This is a genomic window from Paraburkholderia sp. J41 (assembly GCF_905220235.1).
Taxonomy (GTDB): domain Bacteria; phylum Pseudomonadota; class Gammaproteobacteria; order Burkholderiales; family Burkholderiaceae; genus Paraburkholderia.
Genome location: NZ_CAJMZE010000013.1, coordinates 23,245 through 42,640, shown reverse-complemented (window position 1 = coordinate 42,640; position 19,396 = coordinate 23,245). Strand labels below are relative to the sequence as shown.

The following is a 19,396-nucleotide window of genomic DNA, read 5'->3' as shown; positions in this document are numbered from 1 at the left end:
CAAGCTCAGCCCAGTCAGGAACCGTATGCCACGCTCCGAACGTCTGCTTCAACTCCTGCAAGTGCTACGCGGCTATCGGCGCCCGGTGAGCGCTCAAACCTTGTCGCAGAAGCTGGGCGTGAGCATACGCACGCTCTATCGCGACATCGCCAGCCTGCAAGCGCAGGGCGCGATGATCGAGGGCGCGCCGGGCGTGGGCTACGTGATGAAACCCGGATTCATGCTGCCGCCGATGATGTTCCGCTCCGAAGAACTCGACGCGCTGGTGCTCGGCATGCGCTGAGTGGCCGACCGCGGCGACAAGACCTTATCCGAAGGCGCTCTTGGCGCGCTGGCGAAGATTGCCGCCGTGCTGCCCGCCGAATTGCGCCGCGAACTGGAGGAATCGGCGTTGCTGATCGGTGCGCCGCTGACGCGACCGGTCCATCAGGTTTCGCCCGACTTGTTGCGCGCCGCGGTTCGCGCCGAGCGAAAGCTCGCTATCGCTTATGCGGACAGTCGAGGCGTGCGCTCGCAACGTACCGTCTGGCCGTTCGCGCTGGTGTATTTCGACCAGGCCCGCGTTCTGATGTGCTGGTGCGAACTTCGCGCCGATTTTCGGAACTTCCGCACGGACCGCATTTTGAGCGTGGAGCCGATGCAAGCGCGCTACCCCAGGAGGCGCTCGACGCTGCTTCGCGAGTGGCGCAAGGCCAATCGCGACGCCAGCCGCACCATACTGCCAGAACTTGACAGCATGGACCGCTAGACTGGGTTTCCTTTTTAGCCAGGAAACTCCTATGAAATTCGCGTCGATTCGTGTTGTCACCCGCAATTTCGAAAGCCTGATCGCGTTTTATCAAAGGCTTGCCGGTTTCGATGCCGTCCGGCTGGCCGATGAATTCGCCGAAATGCGATTCGAAGGCGCCACGCTGGCAATTTCGTCAGAACACCTGATTAAACGTTTCAACGGCGGCGCGGCCGTCGCGGCCGCGAACCGCTCGGCGATCCTCGAATTCGAAGTGCAGGACGTGGACGCCGCACTCGAGCGCATGAACGGGACGAACGCATCGGAAGCCCAGGTTGTCATGCCCGCAACGGTGATGCCGTGGGGCAATCGCTCATTGCTGCTTCGTGACCCGGACGGGAATCTCGTCAATATGTTTTCCCGCCCGGCTCGTTGAAAACAAGCTTCGCGCGCGCAGCGGGCCGCTAACTCGCTCCGCATTACGCACCGCGAGATCGACAATGCGGACATTCTCTTCCTTGGCGTCGTGAATGGCCGCAATGATCGCTTTCGCTTCGCGTATCAGCGTGTCCCTGAACCGGCCAACGTTGCCGCAAGGAAGAAGCGTTCTGAAACGATGCGTTCCCGACTCTCTTCCACCGGCTTCGAAAGTCACTGAAAACGAAGCGTTTATCTCCGCAAGAAAGGTTTCCATCTCCCGTCTCCCGCCGCTGTACGCTGCTCCGCGCCGTATGTTTTCGATAAGGCCGCAATGCCTCGTTTATTCAGATGCAAAACGGAAGTCGCGTCCTTGAACAAGGACGCTCTTCCTTTTTTTAAATGCCCTCGGAAGGCAATGAAAGCGTATTAAAAGTTTTGACTCGTGTCAAATATATTTGACATGCATGATGCCCGGAAAAACCCTGTACGGTTTTATCGACGCAAACCGGATCGTGGCTAAAACGTGATAGCCCGTAATCAAGTATAGATCGCGGAAATGATGGTTTTGAGCTTGTCCATGCAATGCTGCGCATCGTCGGGTCCGTTCGCCTCCAGCGTGTCGATGATATTTACGAACAGTCGCAGGAAGCCGTCGGCCACCGCGTCGTTTCTGCCCTGAGCGCGCGCTTCGTCGGCGCGGCTGTAAATCGCCAGCATCAAACTGACTTGCATGGCGAGAATCTCTTTTTCGGGCACGACATGGCTCAACGCATCCACGGGTTTTTCGGCGAGATGCGCGGGGAATTTGAGGGTGTGGCGAGAGTCCGGCATGTCGCGCTCCGCTGCGGTCGAAAAAGTGAGAGAATGGCCGCGCGCTAAAACGTTTGCGCGACCCACGTCTAAACGCAGTTACGCAAATCGCAATCCCGAGTTGTCTGGGTCGTCATGCGCCGAACGCAAGGGCGGAAAATGAAAAGGGATTGGTTTGCATTATTCGATGAACTCAAGCAGGTCGGCCAGTTTTCAAGCGACGCCCGGCTTGCCGAGCATCTTGGCGTGACGCGCGCCCAGATTTCGGCGTGGCGAAACGGGAAAAGCGACCTCGGCACGATCGTCAAACTTCGCATCCTCAACGAACTCGGGCGCGACGACCTGCAATCCGCGCTCGCCAGTTTGCTTTCCGATCTTGAAGCGCCCGTGGGAACGCGCGGCGTTCCCAAGCGCCCCGCGAGCAAAGCGTCCCGGCGCAAGCCCTGAAGCCTGGCCGGCTCTCCGCAATCGAATCCGCCACGCGCCCGCCCGCGAAAACGACGGTCATCATTTCGCGTTACGGCAGTTAGACGACACGGTCAAGCCCGTTCGACGCTGCAATGCTTCACGAGCCCGCGCGCGCAACGCGCTTCATGGTCGCTTGCCGCGCGACGGGTTACGTCGGCGCGCTCTTGCCGCGCGATGCCGGACCGCGAGACGGTGACGAAGAATGCCGAAGGTTGCCGAACAACGGCGGCGCTGCGTTAAAGGCCGATGCGAACGCTTCCCCGCCCCGCTTGCGCAAAGGAAAACCATTGCCGACTTCGCCGATCGCACCGCACGCCCGACCCGACCGGAGGGTGCTGTGTACCTGATAGGAGACTTTTTTGTGCAGGTGTCGTTGGAAAACACGGGAGGCCGCTGGACCGCGCTGGCCCGCTTCTCAAGGAAATTCGACTATCTCCTGCACGGCGACGTATCGTCCGTCGTCTGCTCCGCGCCGGTTAGCGGCGTGGACCGATGGCACGCGGAGCAAGCGGCGCTCGTATGGGCGCGCACCGTGGTGGAAAGCCGCGCGTCGCACCTGGAGAGCCTGCTGGTCGAGTCGGCTGCCGCGCGCCATTGAGAGAGAAAAATTCCGCGCCTGAAGGCGGCGTCGCCTTGCGGGGCGCGGGCTCGCCGACGTCGAAAAGAGCACACGCAGAGGGTCCGATCGAAACTGCATAGGGCCGCGCTGGGCCGCATCGGCAGAAGCGATCTCAGACACGGCTTTAGACGGTCAACCTGCGGTAAGCATTGAGGTGCCGCACCAAACCCTGCGAATCGCCGCGTTTTTCGAGCAGGATGGCGAGATTGTGATGCGCGTCCGCATACGACGGATTCAATTCGAGGCATCGCACGTAACTCGCTTCCGCTTCGCGCAGGCGGCCCAGTTCTTCGAGCGCCACGGCGCGATTGAAGTGCAGCACGCTGTCCTCAGGGAAATGCGCCAACGCTTCGTCGAGCACATGCAGGGCGTCCTTGCACCGCGCCTCCATTTCGCACAATAGCGCGCCCAGATCGACATAGGCTGCATAAAACGGTTGCGGCGAGAGCGCGATCGCCCGCCGGTAAGCGTGTTCCGCGCCGCCGGGGTCGGACGCGAGCAGTTGCTCGGCCAGCTCGTACCACTCGTCCGCCTGATTCGCGACGTTCTTGCGCGCGGGTTTCGAATCGAGAAAGACAACATCGCCCCTGATCTCGGCGACCTCGAAGTCGAGCAGCAACTGCCCGGTCAGCGCATTCCACTGCGCCGGCCCCGTGCGCACCGCCACTTCGCTGCCCACCGCCGACACGCGCATTCCCGTGAGCGGCAAGTCGTCGGGCAGTTCTTCACGCAGCCGCGACAGCGCGGAAACAATCTTGCGCGGCGGAATGTTCGCCTCTCTCAAGATCAGCGCGGTTCGCAGCAGCACGACGTCCTGAAACGCGAAACGATAGGCATTGCGCGGCCCGCGAGCCGGCGTCACGAATCCCGCGGTAATCAGGCCCATGACCACGCTGCGCGACACGCCCAGCATGGACTGCAACTCGCGCATCGTGATCTCGCGCGTTGTGACTTCGGGCGTCACTTGCGTGCCCGGACCTTCGGTGAGTCTTGCGCCGCAGATCTCGCCGCGCGCGCGGCCGGCTTGCGCGTTTTCGGCGCCACGGGCAGCTCCGCGACCGGCTCGACGGTCTTGCGCCTTGGCGCGGAAGCGGGCTTCGGTTTCGCGCCGCTACCTTTCAGGCTCGCGCGCAAGGCATCCATGAGGTCGATGACCTGCCCTCCGCCCGCGCTCTCCACCGGCTCGTGCGTCACGACCTGCTTGCCCTCGATCTTCTCGTCGATGGCGGCGAGAATGCGTTTCTTCTCTTCGTCCTCGTAGGCGGCCGGGTCGTAGTCGTCCTGCGCGCCTTGTTCGATGATCTGCATGGCGAGTTTTAGTTCGTTATCCGAAACTTGCACGCGTTCGATATTGAGGTCGGCCAGCGAGCGCACTTCGTCGGCATAAAGCAGTTGCTGGAAAACGAGACCGTCTTCTTCGGGACGCACCTGGACGATGCGGGTTTTCCCCTTCGACGCCCATTTCGCCAGCGCGCACCGGCCGCTTTGCGCGAGCGCCTGCTGCAACAGGCTGTAGGGTTTGGCGCCGCGCTTGTCCGGCGCGATGTAATACGCCCGGTCGTAGAAAACGGGGTTGATGGCCGCCGACGGAATAAAAGCGACGATTTCGACGACATGGCTCGCGCCGTCCTCGAGCGCCTTCAACTCTTCGCCCGTGAACACCACGAACTGATCCCGCTCGAATTCGTAGCCCTTGTTCATGCTGGCGCGCTCGACCACTTTCCCCGTTTTTTCGGAGATGTACTGCTGTTTGACGCGCGAGCCGTCGGGCGCGAGCAGATGAAATCGCACGTCGGACGAACTTTCCGTCGCGGTGTACAGCTTCACCGGGATCGAAACGAGCCCAAACGAGAGCGACAGGGAGGCAATGGAGCGGGCGGCCATGGACGGTCTCCTTGCGCAAAGTGCGCATTCGGCCCGTCCCTACGCAAACGACGTGCCGTCACCGGCAATGCAAGACTTCATTTTAGGCGCTTTATCGCGGGCGCCAACGACTGGCTCGTCGACCAGTAATCGGCCCAGGGATCGTCTCTCTGGAGGCTGAGATAATCGCGAGCCGTTTGCACGGTCCACTGGTCGCCGCCTTTCAGCTCGGGCAATTGCGCCCAGGAAACCGGCACCGAAACGCCCATGCCGGGCCGCGCGCGAACGGTGAAGGCCGTGGCCGTGGTCTGCGCCTTGCCGTTGCGCAGGTAATCGACATAAACCTTGCCGATACGGTTGGGCGCGCCCGAGGTCGCGGAAAAGCGCTCGGGAATCGTCTTCGCGAGGTGCCGGACGAAGGCGCGCGAGAACGCCTTCACGGTTTCGTAGTCGAGCCGCGCCGCCAGCGGCACGACCACGTGCAAACCCTTGCCGCCGCTCGTTTTCAGCCACGCCGCGAGCCCGAGTTCCTGGAGCAGGACGTGGACGAGAAGCGCCGCCTCCTGAATCTGCCCCCACTTCACGCCCGTGCCGGGGTCCAGGTCGAAAATCACGCGGTCCGGCTTGTCGATCTGCCGCACCGTCGAATTCCAGGTGTGAAACTCCACCACGTTCATCTGCGCCGCCGACAGCAACGCCTCGGTCGAGTCGATGGTGAGCAGCGGCGGATGGCCGGGCCACAGCGCCGGGTCGTGGGAGGTGAGGCCGGGCATGCCCGTGCGTTCGGCATGCTTCTGGAAAAACAGCTCGCCCGCAATGCCGGCGGGCGCGCGGACCAACGCGACCGGGCGGTCCTCGAGGTGCGGAAGCAGCCACTGCGCGACACTTTCGTAATAGCGTACGAGGTCGAGCTTGGTCGCGCCGCCGGCGGGATCGACCACGCGCTCCGGGTGCGTGACCTTGATTTGCGGTCCCGCGGCGGCCGTCACGGGCTGCCCCGCTTCGCGCACGACGCGGCGCGCGGGCTTGTCGGCGCGCAATCCCTTGAACGATGCCTGACGAATCACGCCGTCCGCGCTCCATTGCGCGAATTCGACTTCCACGACCAGTTCGGGGCGCACCCAGCGCTCGCTGCCCGCAGCGCGCCTCGCCCAGCGCCGCGACTTCGCAACGGTCACGTCGAACGGAGCCGCCCCGATTTCGATCGGCACAAGGCGGCGCCACAGATCACGCGCCGTGCGCGCGTCCCAGCCCGTTCCCACGCTGCCGCAATCGTGGAGCTTGCCCCGCTCGTAGTAGCCGAGCAAAAGGCTGCCAATTTCGCCTTCCTTGCCGCCGCGCGCGGTGAAGCCGCAGACGACGAGTTCCTGGCGCAACCGGCACTTGGCTTTCAGCCAGGACTGCGTGCGCCCCGATTCGTAGGGCGCGTCCCGGCGCTTGAGCATCAAGCCTTCGAGACCGAGGCCGGCCGCCGCCTCGAACACCTGCGCCGGCGGCGCCGTGAAATCCTGGCTGAAGCGAATGCGCTCCGGCGCGGTGTCCAGCAATCGCGCCAGCACGGCTCGCCGCGACCACAACGGCACGCTCCTGAGATCCTTGCCGTCGAGATACGGAACGTCGAACAGGAAATAGACGATCGCCGCATTGTCGGTGCCGACCAGCGCGTCTTGCAGCGCGCCGAAGCTGGGAAGGCCGTCTTTCATGACGACGATCTCGCCGTCGAGCCAGCCGCTGGACAGCGGCAGCTTTTTGACTTCGACGGCCAGACTCTTCAGCTTGCCCGTCCAGTCGAGCCCGCTGCTCGTGAAAAGCCGCACGCGCGTCTTGTCGATGCGCGCGAGCATGCGGTAGCCGTCGAGTTTCGCTTCCGTGATCCAGTCGCCGCCCGCCGGCAGCGCCGAGGCCAGAGTGGCGCGTTGCGGTTCCAGCTTGAGGGGAAGCGCTGCCTCGACGGCGCGCGCGAGATCGACGTCGTGCCGCGCATCGTCGCGGGCGCTGCCTGCCCGCGGTTCCCGCTCCTCGACGCGCCCGAGCGGCTTGACCGTCACGCTGTCGGGCAGCGCCTTGACGACGTCGTAGTCGGCGAGCGGACGCGCCCACTCGTCGCGCTTCTTGAAAAGCATCCACGCGTCCTGCTTGTCGCCGGGTTTGGCGATGCGCACCAGTTCCCAGAGCCCGGCGAGCTTTTCGCCGTGAAGCCGGAAAACCAGCTTGCCCGCGCGCATTCCCGCGCGCGGATCGCCAATCGGCTCCCACGTGCCCCGATCCCAGACGATCACCGTTCCCGCGCCGTACTGGCGCCTGGGAATCGTGCCCTCGAAGCTCGAATAATCGACGGGATGATCTTCGACATGAATGGCCATGCGCTTTTCCTTCGGGTCGTAGCACGGCCCTTTGGGCACGGCCCACGACAGCAGCACGCCGTCGAGTTCAAGGCGAAAGTCGTAATGCAGACGGCTGGCCCAGTGCTTTTGCACGACGAAGCCGCGCGCCGCGCTCGCGGCGTCGGCCGGGACGGAAGCCGCCGGTTCCGGCGTGACGGCGAAGTTCCGCTTCTTTCGATAGCGGGACAGCGGGGAGGCGGCGTTGTCGTGCGCGGTGGCCATGTGTCGTCAAGACAGATAACAGCCGTTGCCGGTCGTGGCAAAGCATACCGCGCCGCGTGTGCAAAGGCCGTGCCGCTGTGCGGCGCGCACCGGCATGCCGTGACGTGATGCCCGACGGCACGCGCCGCCGCCCGCGGCGGTCCTCACCCCGAATGACTGGAGTGGTTGTGGCGGCCGGGGTTGCGCGCGGCCGCGCGCGCGCTTTCTGTTCGCGCCGGCTTCGACGCGCGCCGAACCCGCTGCGCGAGGAACGTGCGCGTGGCGCCGTCCGGGAATTGCACCGCGACTTGCTCGCCCGTCGCCATCATCACGACGCCTTCGCCAAAACGGGCCACGCGCACGGCGTCGCCGCGCGACCATGACGGCGCGCTCGCGCGTTCTTCCGGCGCGGCGGCATCGACGGATTGCGCCGCCGCGCTCAACGGCTCGACGCGCGGCGGATTGCGGCAGTTGTCGCAAATCCCGCAGCGTTCGAAGCCGGGTTCGTCGCCGTAATAGTCCAGCATGATGCGCCACCGGCACTGCGCGCTGTGGGCGTAATCGACCATGCGTTCGAGCGCCACGGCGTCGCGCTCGCGCATCGCCTCGAACGCGGCGGCCGCGCTGGCCACCGCATCGCGCAAGCCGGCCGCGTTGTCGCGCGCGCTCACGCGATAGCGCTTGCGGGCGTCGCGCCGCAGCAGCCCAGCGTCGTGCAGCAGGGAAAGCGCCGCGCGCAGCTTGCTCGCCGCCACGTCGCCCAGCGTCTCGCCGAGCGCCGCCAGCGATACCGGGCCGCCCGCTTCCGGCGCGCGCGCAACGGCGTCGAACACGCGCAGCGCCAGCGTTTCGTCCGGGTAGCGTCCGGCCAGAAAAAACTGCTGAATGCGGCGGTCGTTCAGGTCGAACAGCAGCACGCACGCGGCCTCCTGCCCGTCGCGTCCGGCGCGGCCCGTCTCCTGATAGTAGGCGTCGATGCTGCCCGGCATCTGGTAATGCACGACGAAGCGCACGTCGGCCTTGTCGATACCCATGCCGAACGCGTTGGTCGCCACCATCAGGCGCGCATCGCCCGACATGAAGCGGTCCTGCTCGTCGCGGCGCAGCCCCGCGCTCAGGCTGCCGTGGTAGCGCGCCACGCGCTCGCCGCCCGCGAGCAGCGACGCGTACACCCGTTCCACGTCCTTGATCGTCGCCGCGTAGACGATGCCGGGCCCGTCGTGTTCGCGGATCAGTTCCAGCAGGCGTTCCTGCTTCAGCTCCTGCCCTCGGGCCGCTTCGCGACGCCCATGACCCGCGCCGGTCGGCACGATCCGATAAGCGAGATTCGGACGATAGGTGCCCGTGCGGATGATGTCGGGCGAGCGCAGCTTGAGCGAACGAACGATGTCGTCGACGACGTCCGGCGTGGCCGTCGCGGTCAAGGCGAGCACGGGCGGTGCGCCGATGCGCGCGACCGCCGAGGCGATCTCCAGGAACGCGGGCCGGAAGTCGTGTCCCCATTTCGAAACGCAGTGCGCCTCGTCCACGACGACCAGCTCGAACCTCGCGCCGGCCCCGCTTGCGAGCCGTTCGACGAACTCGGGCTGCGCAAGGCGCTCCGGCGTGACGAACACGATATGGCGGCCGCTTTGCGAAAGCGTCGCCAACGCCGCACGCTCGTCCTTGCGCCCGAGCGTGCTGTTGAACACGAGGCAATCTATGCCCGCCTTGCGCAGCCGGTCCGCCTGGTCTTTCATCAACGCGATCAGCGGCGACACCACCAGCGTGGCGCCCTCGAGATGCAATGCGGGGAGTTGATAGCAAAGCGATTTACCCGCGCCGGCGGGCATCATCGCCACCGTGTCGCGGCGGGCCAGCACGCTGCGGATGATCGCTTCCTGGCCGCCGCGCAGGCGCGAAATGCCGAAAACGTCCCGCATCGTCTTGAGCAGCGCACGCAGCAAACGTTCGTTCGTCATGGTCGTTTTGTCGCGTTTTGTCGTTTTGTCGTTTTGGTCGTTGTTATCGGGCCTTGCGAGTTGGGCTTGCTGAAATTGTGCCGCTCTACAAGTTCCGCGCTATAGGCTCTCTCAAGGCGCGGCGATCGGGCGCGGGCGCATTTGCCCGCGTTCCGTTCGCCGCCGCGAACACCCTTCGCAATGGACGTGCCGCGCGGGTTCGAAGGCAGACGGGACGAGCCGCGCGGCGTATTTCTTGCGTGACGAACACCCCCTAGGGCTGGGCCGCACGCGGCCCCATGCGTTCGCGAAAGCGCGCGTCGCGCCTTGCGAACGGCCTCGCGAACGATTGAACGATTGGACAGCGCCTTCGCACGCTTACGGCTTCATCACCACCTTGATGCATCCGTCCTGCTTGTCGCGGAAGGTTTTGTACATCGCCGGACCTTCCTCCAGCGCCACCGTGTGCGTGATGACGAAGGACGGATCGATCTGCCCTTGCTCGATGCGCGCGAGCAGGTCGTCGGTCCAGCGGTTCACGTGCGTTTGCCCCATGCGGAACGTCAGGCCCTTGTTCATTGCCGCGCCGAACGGCAGCTTGTCGAGCAGGCCGCCGTACACGCCCGGAATCGACAAAACGCCCGCCGGGCGGCACACGTACATCATTTCGCGCAATACATGCGGCCGGTCCGTTTCGAGCATGACGGCCTGCTTCACGCGGTCGTAGGCCGAATCGAGCGAGCGTGTCGCGTGCGCTTCCAGACCCACGGCGTCGATGCACTTTTGCGGTCCCTTGCCCTTCGTCAGATCCTTGAGCCGGTCGAGCACGCTTTCGTTGTCGAAGTCGATGGTGATCGCCCCGCCCTCGCGCGCCATCGCCAGCCGTTCGGGAACGTGGTCGATCACGATCACCTGCTGCGCGCCGAGCAGCAGCGCGCTGCGCAGCGCCATCTGACCCACCGGCCCCGCGCCCCAGATCGCCACGGTGTCCTCCGGCTCGATCTCGCACTGCACCGCCGCCTGCCAGCCCGTGGGAAAGATGTCGCCGAGAAACAGCACCTGTTCGTCCGTCAACGACGAAGGCACCTTGATATGCGTGCGATCCGCAAACGGCACGCGTACATATTCGGCCTGCCCGCCCGGATAGCCTCCCGTCAAATGGGAATAGCCGAACAGGCCCGCCGTGGTGTGCCCGAACGCCTTCGCGGCTTCATCGCGGTTGCGGTTCGATCGTTCGCATACCGAAAAATTGCCGCGCCGGCACTGATCGCACTCGCCGCAGAAAATCGTGAACGGCACCACCACGCGGTCGCCCACCTTGAGCGCCGCGTTGTCGCGTCCGACTTCGACCACTTCGCCCATGAACTCGTGGCCGAGAATGTCGCCGTGCTTCATGGTCGGCATGAATCCATCGTAGAGATGGAGGTCCGAGCCGCAAATCGCGCAGGAGGAAACCTTGACGATCGCGTCGCGGCCGTCTTCGATGATCGGGTCGGGTACGGTATCGCAGCGCACGTCGTGTTTGCCGTGCCAGCGTAAAGCTCTCATAGCGGTTCTCCTGTCGGTCTTGGGAAGATGCGCCGCGATAACCTCTGCGGAGCACGACGCGGCGCCTTTGCCGCTTTGCAGGCTCCGCATCGAGCGTGCCGGGCGTTGCGGGAAGTTCGCGCGGTTCGACGGAGTTGCCAAAGCGAAAGGCACACGCTGCGGGGAAACCGTGGGAGCGCGCTCTGTTCGAAACCCGATGCTTACGAACAGGCTTCTACCAGCATGACGCGTATAAACGCACACAAAAAAAGAGCCTGCTTTCGCAGGCTCAAACCACTGCGCGAGGAGTCGCGCTCCTCGCCCCACACAGAGCGGCATTAGCGCTTGGCGTCGTCGCGGTCCGCCGCCGAACGGGCGACGAACTTCGTCACCGTATCCGGCAGATGTTCGAGCAGCCACTTCGCCATCGCCACTTCCTGCGGCAAAATCTGCTCGCACACCTTGCGCGTTTGCTCGTCGCCGGCTGCATGCGCGGCCGCAATCAGCGCGGTATAGGCGGCGATTTCAACGTTCTCGAACACGTAGCCGGCCATGCCGCCCTTCACCACTTCGTCGCTCACGGCCATGCCGCCCATGCCCTGCATGAACGCACTCATGCGCGCGGACATGTCCTTCATCGCGGACGGCGAGGCGTCGTAGCGTTCGAGACACGCTCCCACCAGTTCCTGCTGCCCGAGCGTTTCCTCAAGATGCTGGTCGATGCGCGCGCGAAGTTCGGGATAATTTTCGAGGCGGCCCGACTGCGCCTTGAGCATGGTTTCCGCCTGCTTTTCCATCGCATATGCGTCGCGCAGCCAGTCGACGAGATGGTCGCGAGGCGTCGTCATACCGCACCTCCCTTCGTCGGCTGTTCCGTGCCGCCGTCGACAACGTCGGTGTCCACCGCCGCCGCGCCGAGCTCGGCGCCCGTCTCGGGGTCGATCGTCGGGTCCGACATCAGACGGGTTTCCATCGCCACGCACGCCGCCTTCTGCGTGGCGTCGAGCTGCACCGTCGCGCTGCCGTCGCCGCCGTCCACGGCCGGTTCGCCCTGGCGAATGCCCAGACCGCGACCGCTATTCCACGGCGCGGCCACCGTCTCGCCGCCCTCGGACATCTTGTAGTACACATTCGCGAATTGCGGCACGGGCGGCATCTTGCCCGGCGGGAAATTCGGCGAAATGGCATACAGCGCCTTTTCGAACGACTTCTGGTGCGAAACCTCGCGCGTCATGAGAAAACCAAGCGCGTCGCGCACAGCGGGATCGTCGCTCACATTGATGAGGCGCTCATAGATGATCTTCGCGCGCGCCTCGGCAGCGATGTTCGAACGCAGGTCCGCAGTAGGCTCGCCGATCGTGTCGATATAAGCCGCGGTCCACGGCACGCCGCCCGAATTCACCAGCGGCGGGCCGCCGCCAAAAAGCAGCTGCGTCAGGTGGCTGTCGTTGCCCGCGCCGTTGAGCTTGCGATACAGCTCGGCCTGCTCGTCGACGGCTTCGGCAAGCTCGCCCTTCGCGCCCTTGTTGAGCATGGCCACGAGCGAGCCGATGATTTCCAGATGGCTCAGTTCCTCGGTGGCGATGTCGAACAGCATGTCCTTGCGGCCCGGATCTTCTTCACCGACCGCCTGGGTGAAATAGCGCATCGCCGCGGCCAGTTCGCCCTGCGGGCCGCCGAACTGTTCGAGCAGCAGGTTCGCGAGCCCGGGATTGCCCGCGCCGACTCGCACCGTGTATTGCAATCGTTTGTTATGCGTGAACATGGAGCCTCCTGTTCAGGTCATGGGGAACTATCATCAATACTCCTTACTGCTTTTCCGTTGCCTTCGCGGTTGACTTCGCAGTTGCCTTTTCCGCCGCCTTCTGGTTTCCGGCGGCCTCGGCAAACTGGGTGAGCTTGAGGTCCGCCGCCTTTTCTTCCTCGAGCGTTTCCTTCAGCAGTTTCACCGCTTCCTGCTGGCCGATTTGCTTGCCGATCGCGCAGAGGCTGCCGTAAGCGGCAATTTCGTAGTGCTCAACTTTTTGCGCGGCGGCAACGAGGCCCGCGTCGAGCACCGGGCCCTTTTCGATTTCGTCGATCAGTTCGGTCGCTTCCTCGATCAGCCCTTCCATCGCCACGCACTTCATGCGCTTCAAGCGAAAGCCGGTGGCTTCCACGACCTTGTCGATACGCTCGACCTGACCCTGCGTTTCTTCCAGATGGGTCTTGAACGCGTTGGCAAGCTCCGGGGCGCTGGCCGTGCGCGAGAGCTTCGCTAGCGCGCGGGTCAGTTGTTTCTCGGCGCTGTAGATATCCGAGAGCAGGTGGATGAAAAGATCGTCGATGGTCTTTCGCTGGCTCATGGTTGACTCCTTGGACGGGAGCCCATCATTCCGCAACGGCCATTCCCACGAGACGTGGGCAGTTGAATTACGGCGGTCCCGTTCACGAAAAATTAGTACGCGCGAAAGAGTAAAGCGCCGATGCCATGAAGGCTTTGCCGGCCTTCCGCGCCGGCGCGTTCCCGACTCTTGAACACTCTTGAACGCAACCCGCTTTATTCTTCGTTGCCGAGCGCTTTCGAAACGGCCGCCGGACTCTCGAACGAATTACCAGAAAGCGCAGCCAGTTTTTCCATGACGTCTTCGCTGGCGTCGTTTTGTTTTGCGACACTCAATAGCTCATCTTTTGAAGCGGGATAAGTCGCGCCCTTAAGTGCTGTCTGCACATCGACGAACGGACGGATTTGCGGATTCGTTCCGCGTGAATTGCTGGACGAAGTCATGACGGTTCTCCTGACGGTTGCGCCTGAAGTCGCGCAATAGCTGTGCCGAAAATCGCTTCCCCGACATACCGGGTGACGAATTGGATCACCGCGTTGAATCACCGCGTTGAATCACCAAGTTGAATCACCAAGTTGGATCACCGCAGGACGCGGCGGCAAAACGCGGAAGGACGCCGGAGCGCGGAACGTCGTTTGCGTGAGCGCTCGCTCGTACTTTTCTTGCGCCGCGCGCGTGTCAATCCAAAGGAGCTTGCATGGCACCCACCGTCAATCAGTATTCGATGCAGGACCCGACGAAGCAGTACCCCGGCCCGGAATTCCCCCGTCAACCGCAGCCCGCTCCCGGCCTCGCCCAGGACATGAAGCCGAAGCCCGACCACGGCGAAACCAGCTATCAAGGCTTAGGCAGGTTGAAAGGACGGCGTGCGCTGATCACCGGCGCGGACAGCGGCATCGGCCGGGCCGTGGCGATCGCGTTCGCGCGGGAAGGCGCCGACGTGGCGCTCAACTATTTGCCGAGCGAAGAGAAGGATGCGCGGGAAGTCGTGAAATTCGTGCAGGAAGCCGGAAGCAAGGCGGTTGCGTTGCCGGGCGATATCAGCGACGAATCGTTCTGCCGGCAACTGGTGCAGGAGAGCGTCGTGCAACTTGGCGGACTCGATATTCTCGTCAATGTCGCGGGCAAACAGACGCACGTCGATCAGATCGCGGACCTCACGACCGAACAATTCGAAGCGACGTTTCGCACCAACGTCTTCGCCATGTTCTGGCTCTGCAAGGCGGCGTTACCGCATCTTCCGCCAGGCGCGACCATCATCAACACGACGTCGATTCAAAGCTATCAGCCGAGCCCGGGGCTGCTCGACTACGCGTCGACCAAAGCAGCCATCACCGCCTTCACGCATGCGCTCGCCAAGCAGGTGATCGGGCAAGGCGTGCGCGTCAATGCCGTGGCGCCCGGTCCGATCTGGACGCCGCTGCAACCGAGCGGCGGGCAGCCGCAGGAAAAGATCGAGAAATTCGGTGCCGAAGCGCCCATGAAGCGCCCCGGACAGCCCGCCGAACTCGCGCCGATCTACGTGTTGCTGGCGTCGCAGGAATCCAGCTTCGTGACCGGCGAGGTGTATGGCGTCACCGGCGGCAATCATCTTCCGTAAGGCGACATGCCGATCGTGGCGCGTGGCGCGTGGCGGGTTGCCGTTCGCGCCGAAGCAGAAGTGTCGTGAAGCGTCGCATGCCGCGCGCCGGGAAAGCGCGCGGCTTCGCTCGCGTTGAAACGCGGCGTGGAACTCAGTTCCACTCAGTTCGCTGCGGCGACTGCGGCGATTTCCGCGACTTCTGTTGCGGGCTCGGCTTCGATCTCGAAGCCCCAGTCGCCATGCTCGAGCCAGTCGTCACCGAGAAGTTCGATGGGATGTTGCGTGCGGCTCGAACCGTTGCCGCAACTGAGCGAAGCGGCCGGGCAATAGCGGTCGCAGCCCCAGCAAATGCGCTCGGGGTGTTTGGGATGGAGGGGGATTTTCTTGGCCATGCGATGCGATACTGCTTGATGTAAGTCCCAAATATAGTCCGCCCGCCGCTATCTTCCAGAGACGCATTGACGCACGCACGCCGATGCCGCGAACGTCTTGGACGATTTCGCGCCGCGCCACATGCATCGCAGATTCGCGCTCGTTGACGCATTGTTGATGCACGATAAGCTTCGCCCAATCCGGCGATGTGAAGCGGAATCGGCGGTTAGTTGCGTTTCAAAGGGAGATTGCGCCCGTGGCTAACCGCCCGTGGCTAACCGCCCGTGGCTAACCGCCCGTGGCTAACCGCCCGTGGCTGGCCGCCCGCCACGAATCGCCCGCGAATCGCCATACACGGCGTTATGTCGCTTGCAGCATGATTGAGGTCTCACCGGACATCAGGAGACGTCATGCACGCAACAGGATCGAGGCGCGCCATGCGAGGTGCGGCACTTTGCGTCGCGGGCCTCGCTTGCGCGCTTGTCGCGTTCGACGCGCGCGCCGCAGGCAGCTTCGACGGTATCTGGAACGTCACGCTCACTTGCCCCGCCGCGCCCGACGGCGCCTGGGGCTACACCTTCCGCTTTCCCGCGCAAGTCCAGGAAAACGTTCTGCACGGCGAACACGGAGAAAAAGACCAAGGCGGCTGGCTCAGACTGGACGGCAAAATCGAGCCGGATGGGTCCGCCACACTCGTGGCGCAAGGGCTGACGAACGCGCCCGCCTATACGGTCGGCCGCGTCGACAAAAAAACGCCCTACACCTACGAGGTCAGCGCGCACTTCGACGCGGCATCGGGCAGCGGCAGCCGTACGACGAGACGCCGCTGCGATCTGGTGTTCGTGAAGTCTTGAGAGGATGGCAGCCAGGGGAAAAGCGGCGCCGAAAACAAAAAGCCCGCCTAAGGAGGCGGGCTGAATCCATATCTGGAGGAGACATGGAGGAGACGGAAATAATTATAGGGTTTTCCCGTATCGTCCGCAACTGTTTTTTGCGCTTTCGCAAAATCATTTTTTCGCCGATTGCTCGACGCATTCATGCACCCGCAGCGCACCCGCAGCGCGCCTGCGATCCGCGCCCATTAATCGCCTCGCGCCAGCTTGCAACCCGCGCGCCAGCCGCAACACCCGCCAACGCGCGAGGCTCGTCCATCGCGACAGCCGCCCATACCGAGCGAAGCCTCGCGCTTGTGCGCTACCATCGTCGCATGTCCGAACGCATGCCCACCGCCCCGCAAGCCGCGCCGCCGATCGAACCGGCGCCGCCGCCCACGCCTCACGCCACGGCGCTCGCCGGCGCGATCGCGCTGCTCGCGTGGATCGCACTCGCGCTGCAAACCGACATCACGGTCTACCGCATGCTGTTGCGCGGCTTCGACACCTTCGACGCCGTGTTGCGGCTCGCCTCGTATCTGACCAACCTCACCGTCTTTCTCGTCGCGCTCAGTTTCACCTGCGTGACGTTGCGCGTGCGCGCGTGGCCCATCCGGTTTCTCGCGGGACCGGCGGCCGTGAGCGCGGTCACGGTTTACATGGTCTTCGTGGGCATTGCCTATAACGTGCTGTTGCGGCATTTATGGACGCCGCACGGCTATCGCGCGTTCGTCAACGAAAGCTTGCACACGGTGCTGCCCGTGCTTTGCGCCGCCTACTGGCTGCGTTTCGTGCCTTATTTCCGCCTCTCGCGGCGCGAACGCCTTGCCTGGTTCGCTTATCCGCTCGGTTATCTCGTCGTCACGTTCTGGCGCGGCAGCGTGACCGACTTCTATCCGTATCCTTTCATCGACGTCGGTGAACTCGGTTATACGCGTGTCGTCGTCAATAGTGCGTTATTGTTCTCGGCATTCGTCGTGTTGATGGCGGCGTTCACGGCGATCAATGCGCGGCGCCGGCCCGCAACGCCCGTCAACGCGCTTTCCGCCAACGACTGACTTTTCCATTTCATGCCCGTTTATATCGCCCTGTTGCGCGCCGTGAATGTCGGCGGAACCGGCAAGCTCGCCATGCCCGAATTGCGCGAGATGTGCGAGACACTGGGCTTTACGCGCGTGCGCACCTATATCGCAAGCGGCAATGTCGTATTCGAAAGCGCGCTCGCGGAAACCTCCGTTAAAAGGAAACTCGAAGCGCGGCTCGAAGCGTATGCGGGAAAGCCGGTCGGCGTGATCGTTCGCACCACGAAAGAACTGGCCGCCGTGCTCGAAGCGAATCCGTTCGGCAACGCCGCGCCCGATCGAACCGTCGCCATTTTTCTGAACGCGAAGCCGCCCGCCGACGCGCTCGCCAACGCCAGCGGCGTGCAAACCGAAACGATGGCGCTCGGCGCGCGTGAAATCTACGTGCATTACCCGGACGGCATTGGCCGGTCGAAACTCAAGCTCCATGCCGCGAAAGACGGCACCGCGCGCAATATGAACACGCTCGCGAAATTGCTGGAAACGGCGAGCGCCTGAAGCGCCCGCTTGAAAACGTTCGCTTGAAACGCGTTCGCTTAAAACGTTGCCCGATGCGTTGCAAGCGCCACACATTGATCCGCTCATCCAACTCCTGGGGTATTACGCGCCATGATTACGTGTTACCTGCGCTATGTGATCGACCCTTATCGACTCGATCAATTCGAGCACTATGCAAAGATGTGGATTCCGCTTGTCGAGAAATTCGGCGGCCGGCATCACGGCTATTTTCTGCCGTCCGAAGGCGCGAATAATGTTGCGCTCGCCTTGTTTTCGTTTCCCAGTCTCGCAGCTTATGAAACCTATCGCGCCGATTCCATGAAAGATTCGGACTGCCAGGCAGCATTTCGTTATGCCGAGGAAACGCGTTGCATCGTGAGCTACGAGCGCAGTTTCATGCGGCCCGTTCTGGCGTAAGCGGCAACCGGGCACGGGTTCGAGGTTCAGGCGTCCGGTTCCTCGCACCGAACATAGGGCGGCGGCGCGAAACCGGCATCGCGTGGCGGCTCGTCAACCGGCGACTCGTCGCTCGCGGCGCGCACCGAAACCACACGGCCGGGCGCGCGCGCATCCAGCACGCCGTGCTCGATCCAGCGTAATGCCACCGGCCAAAGTTGCGTTTCGAAGCGGCTATGAAAAAACGCGAAATGCCCGATGTTTTTCACGCCGATATCGTGCGGCGCCACGCGCACGTGCGTGACGCGGCTGCGCACGAAGTAACGCAGCAACCGCTCGATGGCGGGCACCGTGCCAAATTCGTCGTCGCTTGCGCTGAACGCGAGCAGCGGCGCACGCAGCGTCGCGAAGCGATCCACGAGCGCGGCACGCGCCTCGCGTGAGCGCGCAATCGGCGCGCGCCGGTAGGTATCCTCGAAATTGGCGGCGCTGCGGCTCCACGAAAGCGCCACGCCGCGCGGCGTGTCCTCCATCCAGCCCAGCCGCCGTGCAGGAACGTAGCCGAACACGGCCGCAAGCACCGGCATCGCCACATGCCATTTCCACAGCATCGCAAGCCTGCGGCGCGGCGCGTAATCGCGCCAGTGCGCGTATTGCGCGCCTACGGTGAACACGCGCCGGATGCAGCCATTCGAAGGCGCGAGCCCGACGACGAACCCGCCGATGCTGTGCGCAACCACGTCGATGGGCTGGCCCGCGCAAGTCTCGCGCACGTGGCGCAACACCGCTTCGAAATCGAGTTCGCCCCAATCGAGCCAGGTCGCCGACAGGCGCGCGAGTTCGCGCGGCCGGGATTCGCCAATGCCGCGATAGTCGTACACCACCACGTCGCAATCGTGCTGATGCAGCCATTGCGCAAAGCGGAAGTAATAGCGGCAGCGCACCGAAGTCGCCGCATTCACGATGACGACCGGGCGCGGCACGGCACCCGCGGCGAGATCGGCGGCGCGATGACGCCACATGAAGGCGCGCAGCGCGTAGCCGTCGGCGGCCGTGATCGTCAGCGCGACCGGCGCAACAGGCGCTTTAGGCGCTTTAGGCGCTTTAGGCGCTTTAGGCGCTTTAGGCGCTTTAGGCGCTTTAGGCGCTTGCGCTTGCGCTTGCGCTTGCGCTTGCGCTTGCGCTTGCGCTTGCACGGGCGTGGGCGCGGGCATTGACGGGGGCGTTTCGTTCATGCGGCGCATCTCCTGACACACAAGCGGTACTGAGCGTCATTTCACTTGACTGCGGCGGCGCGCTCAATCAATCTTT

General features: G+C 63.8%; 23 protein-coding genes. 10 read left to right on the top strand and 13 right to left on the bottom strand.

Features of this window, described 5'->3' with window-relative positions:
• Window positions 1-25 precede the first annotated feature (25 nt).
• The 3 genes from U5805_RS15575 to U5805_RS15565 are packed head-to-tail and all read left to right on the top strand — an operon-like array spanning window position 26 to window position 1,163.
• The gene (locus U5805_RS15575; protein ID WP_322104379.1) at window positions 26-283 is read left to right on the top strand and encodes a helix-turn-helix transcriptional regulator; all 258 of its coding nucleotides are present in this window, start codon (window positions 26-28) and stop codon (window positions 281-283) included.
• Window positions 284-748 carry a helix-turn-helix transcriptional regulator gene (locus U5805_RS15570; RefSeq protein WP_322104378.1) on the top strand — a complete coding sequence of 155 codons (465 nt, stop codon included), beginning with the start codon at window positions 284-286 and terminating at the stop codon, window positions 746-748. It abuts the gene before it with no gap.
• 31 nt (window positions 749-779) lie between these two features.
• Window positions 780-1,163, top strand: a complete 384-nt coding sequence (locus tag U5805_RS15565) for a VOC family protein (RefSeq protein WP_322104377.1) — start codon at window positions 780-782, stop codon at window positions 1,161-1,163.
• Here U5805_RS15565 and U5805_RS15560 read toward each other — a convergent pair.
• Together U5805_RS15560 and U5805_RS15555 are read right to left on the bottom strand one after the other, a co-directional pair.
• Window positions 1,101-1,421, bottom strand: a complete 321-nt coding sequence (locus U5805_RS15560) for a hypothetical protein (RefSeq protein WP_322104376.1) — start codon at window positions 1,419-1,421, stop codon at window positions 1,101-1,103. The two genes, U5805_RS15565 and U5805_RS15560, sit on opposite strands and share 63 nt — an antisense overlap.
• A gap of 263 nt (window positions 1,422-1,684) precedes the next feature.
• Window positions 1,685-2,044 (bottom strand): hypothetical protein, encoded by a 360-nt coding sequence (locus U5805_RS15555; protein ID WP_322104375.1) that lies wholly within the window; start codon window positions 2,042-2,044, stop codon window positions 1,685-1,687.
• Between the two features lie 48 nt (window positions 2,045-2,092).
• Here U5805_RS15555 and U5805_RS15550 point away from each other — a divergent pair, with 48 nt between their 5' ends.
• Complete coding sequence (locus U5805_RS15550; RefSeq protein ID WP_322104374.1) at window positions 2,093-2,404, top strand: hypothetical protein; 312 nt, start codon at window positions 2,093-2,095, stop codon at window positions 2,402-2,404.
• Between the two features lie 223 nt (window positions 2,405-2,627).
• A complete protein-coding gene (locus tag U5805_RS15545) occupies window positions 2,628-3,023 on the top strand; it encodes a hypothetical protein (RefSeq protein ID WP_322104373.1) in 396 nt (131 codons plus the stop codon).
• A 145-nt stretch (window positions 3,024-3,168) separates the two neighbouring features.
• Here the strand turns inward: U5805_RS15545 and U5805_RS15540 are convergent, their stop codons facing one another.
• The 9 genes from U5805_RS15540 to U5805_RS15500 all read right to left on the bottom strand — a co-directional run bounded on the left by U5805_RS15540 (window position 3,169) and on the right by U5805_RS15500 (window position 13,726).
• Window positions 3,169-3,975, bottom strand: a complete 807-nt coding sequence (locus U5805_RS15540; protein ID WP_322104507.1) for a tetratricopeptide repeat protein — start codon at window positions 3,973-3,975, stop codon at window positions 3,169-3,171.
• Window positions 3,976-4,004: 29 nt separating this feature from the next.
• Window positions 4,005-4,928 (bottom strand): Ku protein, encoded by a 924-nt coding sequence (locus U5805_RS15535; RefSeq protein ID WP_322104372.1) that lies wholly within the window; start codon window positions 4,926-4,928, stop codon window positions 4,005-4,007.
• A 77-nt stretch (window positions 4,929-5,005) separates the two neighbouring features.
• Window positions 5,006-7,513: a DNA ligase D gene (ligD, locus tag U5805_RS15530; RefSeq protein WP_322104371.1), complete on the bottom strand. Its 2,508-nt coding sequence runs from the start codon at window positions 7,511-7,513 to the stop codon at window positions 5,006-5,008.
• A 143-nt stretch (window positions 7,514-7,656) separates the two neighbouring features.
• Window positions 7,657-9,453, bottom strand: a complete 1,797-nt coding sequence (locus U5805_RS15525; protein WP_322104370.1) for an ATP-dependent DNA helicase RecQ — start codon at window positions 9,451-9,453, stop codon at window positions 7,657-7,659.
• 357 nt (window positions 9,454-9,810) lie between these two features.
• Complete coding sequence (locus tag U5805_RS15520) at window positions 9,811-10,980, bottom strand: zinc-dependent alcohol dehydrogenase (protein ID WP_322104369.1); 1,170 nt, start codon at window positions 10,978-10,980, stop codon at window positions 9,811-9,813.
• A 317-nt stretch (window positions 10,981-11,297) separates the two neighbouring features.
• Window positions 11,298-11,807, bottom strand: a complete 510-nt coding sequence (locus U5805_RS15515; RefSeq protein WP_322104368.1) for a ferritin-like domain-containing protein — start codon at window positions 11,805-11,807, stop codon at window positions 11,298-11,300.
• A complete protein-coding gene (locus U5805_RS15510; RefSeq protein WP_322104367.1) occupies window positions 11,804-12,724 on the bottom strand; it encodes a manganese catalase family protein in 921 nt (306 codons plus the stop codon). The genes U5805_RS15515 and U5805_RS15510 overlap by 4 nt, the downstream gene beginning before the upstream one ends.
• A 43-nt stretch (window positions 12,725-12,767) precedes the next feature.
• Window positions 12,768-13,304, bottom strand: a complete 537-nt coding sequence (locus U5805_RS15505) for a ferritin-like domain-containing protein (RefSeq protein WP_322104366.1) — start codon at window positions 13,302-13,304, stop codon at window positions 12,768-12,770.
• A 194-nt stretch (window positions 13,305-13,498) separates the two neighbouring features.
• Window positions 13,499-13,726, bottom strand: coding sequence for a DUF2795 domain-containing protein (locus U5805_RS15500; protein ID WP_322104365.1), 228 nt, complete (start codon window positions 13,724-13,726; stop codon window positions 13,499-13,501).
• A 254-nt stretch (window positions 13,727-13,980) separates the two neighbouring features.
• Between U5805_RS15500 and U5805_RS15495 the strand changes: the two genes are divergently transcribed.
• Window positions 13,981-14,883, top strand: coding sequence for an SDR family oxidoreductase (locus U5805_RS15495; RefSeq protein WP_322104364.1), 903 nt, complete (start codon window positions 13,981-13,983; stop codon window positions 14,881-14,883).
• A gap of 143 nt (window positions 14,884-15,026) precedes the next feature.
• On the opposite strand, the gene U5805_RS15490 is transcribed toward U5805_RS15495, so the two are convergent.
• Window positions 15,027-15,257: a DUF3079 domain-containing protein gene (locus tag U5805_RS15490; protein WP_322104363.1), complete on the bottom strand. Its 231-nt coding sequence runs from the start codon at window positions 15,255-15,257 to the stop codon at window positions 15,027-15,029.
• Between the two features lie 417 nt (window positions 15,258-15,674).
• On the opposite strand from U5805_RS15490, the gene U5805_RS15485 reads away from it, so the two are divergent.
• The 4 genes from U5805_RS15485 to U5805_RS15470 all read left to right on the top strand — a co-directional run bounded on the left by U5805_RS15485 (window position 15,675) and on the right by U5805_RS15470 (window position 18,106).
• Window positions 15,675-16,091, top strand: a complete 417-nt coding sequence (locus U5805_RS15485; RefSeq protein WP_322104362.1) for a hypothetical protein — start codon at window positions 15,675-15,677, stop codon at window positions 16,089-16,091.
• Between the two features lie 353 nt (window positions 16,092-16,444).
• Window positions 16,445-17,167: a Pr6Pr family membrane protein gene (locus U5805_RS15480; protein ID WP_322104361.1), complete on the top strand. Its 723-nt coding sequence runs from the start codon at window positions 16,445-16,447 to the stop codon at window positions 17,165-17,167.
• A 12-nt stretch (window positions 17,168-17,179) separates the two neighbouring features.
• Complete coding sequence (locus tag U5805_RS15475) at window positions 17,180-17,689, top strand: DUF1697 domain-containing protein (protein WP_322104360.1); 510 nt, start codon at window positions 17,180-17,182, stop codon at window positions 17,687-17,689.
• Between the two features lie 111 nt (window positions 17,690-17,800).
• Window positions 17,801-18,106: an NIPSNAP family protein gene (locus U5805_RS15470; protein ID WP_322104359.1), complete on the top strand. Its 306-nt coding sequence runs from the start codon at window positions 17,801-17,803 to the stop codon at window positions 18,104-18,106.
• Between the two features lie 26 nt (window positions 18,107-18,132).
• On the opposite strand, the gene U5805_RS15465 is transcribed toward U5805_RS15470, so the two are convergent.
• Window positions 18,133-19,320 carry an alpha/beta fold hydrolase gene (locus tag U5805_RS15465; protein ID WP_415914606.1) on the bottom strand — a complete coding sequence of 396 codons (1,188 nt, stop codon included), beginning with the start codon at window positions 19,318-19,320 and terminating at the stop codon, window positions 18,133-18,135.
• Window positions 19,321-19,396: the final 76 nt, after the last annotated feature.